The sequence below is a fragment of the Burkholderia sp. AU32262 genome (assembly GCF_020419985.1).
GTDB classification, from domain to species: Bacteria; Pseudomonadota; Gammaproteobacteria; order Burkholderiales; family Burkholderiaceae; genus Burkholderia; species Burkholderia semiarida.
Window position 1 is genome coordinate 1 of sequence record NZ_JAIZRS010000069.1, and the last position, 1,445, is coordinate 1,445.

1 protein-coding gene is annotated in these 1,445 nt (G+C 58.2%); it reads left to right on the forward strand.

Features of this window, described 5'->3' with window-relative positions; genetic code table 11:
- Positions 1–51: 51 nt before the first annotated feature.
- Positions 52–1,412 (forward strand): IS3 family transposase gene (locus LGN10_RS33335; protein ID WP_099316614.1). Its coding sequence is split into 2 segments (ribosomal slippage): positions 52–514 and positions 514–1,412, totalling 1,362 coding nucleotides; the frame shifts between segments, so codons are not numbered across the junction.
- Positions 1,413–1,445: the final 33 nt, after the last annotated feature.

Sequence of the window (1,445 nt, forward strand, 5' to 3'; positions counted from 1 at the left end):
TGAATTGCACCCCAAAAGTTGGACACCCGTCCAACCTTTGGGGTGTTTTTCATGACGAAGTACAACGAGCAGTTCAAGCAACGCATCGTTGACGAGTATTTTTCCGGTGGAATTGGCATCCAGTCCCTGGCTGCCCGGCACGGCGTGGGGCGTACGGTGATCCGGCGCTGGGTGGCAAGTTACAGGGAGCATGGCAACGCGGGGTTGCGCAAGAAACACGTTTGCTACGATGCTGAGTTCAAGCTATCGGTACTGCAGCGCATGTGGCGAGACGAGTTGTCATACGGCCAGGTGTCGGCCTTGTTCGACATTCGTGGCGCGGGCTGCGTCGCCGGCTGGGAGCGCCTGTATCATGAGGGCGGTATCGATGCACTGTCCCCTCGCCGACGAGGGCGCCCCCGAAAGATGGCCACTTCACTTCCGCCCAAACCCACTGAAACCGGCTCACCGGATGAACGCACACGCGAGGAATTGCTCAAGGAAAACGAGTATCTGCGTGCGGAGGTGGCCTACCTAAAAAAGCTCGATGCGCTGCTGGCGAAGAAGCAGGCAGCGCAAAAGAAAAAGCGCAAATAGTGCGCGAGCTCAGGCAACACCATCCGGTAGCGGCACTTCTGAAGGCGGCCGGTTTGGCGCGCAGCACGTTCTATTACCAACTCGGGACGCTGAACGTTGGCGATCGCCATGCCGATCTCAAGGCGAGGATCCGGGCGGTGTTCGACCATCACAAGGGCCGCTACGGCTATCGACGCGTCACGGCTGCGATTCGGCAAACCGGGCATCTCGTCAACCACAAGGCTGTGCAGCGGCTGATGCAGCAATTGCAGCTGAAGTCCCTGCTGCGCCCGAAGAAATATCGTTCGTGGCGAGGTGAGGTCGGCAAAGTCGCGCCCAACCTGTTGCAACGTCAGTTCAGCGCCACGCAGGCCAACCAGAAGTGGGTAACGGATGTGACGGAATTCAACGTCGGCGGGCAGAAGCTGTATCTGTCGCCGGTAATGGACCTGTACAACGGCGAGATCGTGGCCTACCAGATGGACCGACGCCCAAGCTTCGAGCTGGTCAGCAGCATGCTGAAGAAGGCATTGGCCAAACTCAAACGCACGGACAGACCGTTATTGCATTCGGACCAAGGCTGGCAATACCGGATGCCGGCGTTTCGTCGGCAATTGAAGCGACGCAAGCTGACTCAAAGCATGTCGCGCAAGGGGAACTGCCTCGACAATGCTGCGATGGAAAGCTTCTTCGGCACGCTCAAGTCCGAGTGCTACAAGGGACATCGCTTCACTTGCGTGGAGCATTTGCGCGACACGCTCGAGCGCTACATCCACTACTACAACCACGAACGCATCAAGCTCAAGTTGAAAGGGCTGAGTCCCGTGCAATACAGGACTCAGCCCTTGGGCGCCTAGCCTTTAACTGTCCAACTTTGCGGGGTCAGTTCA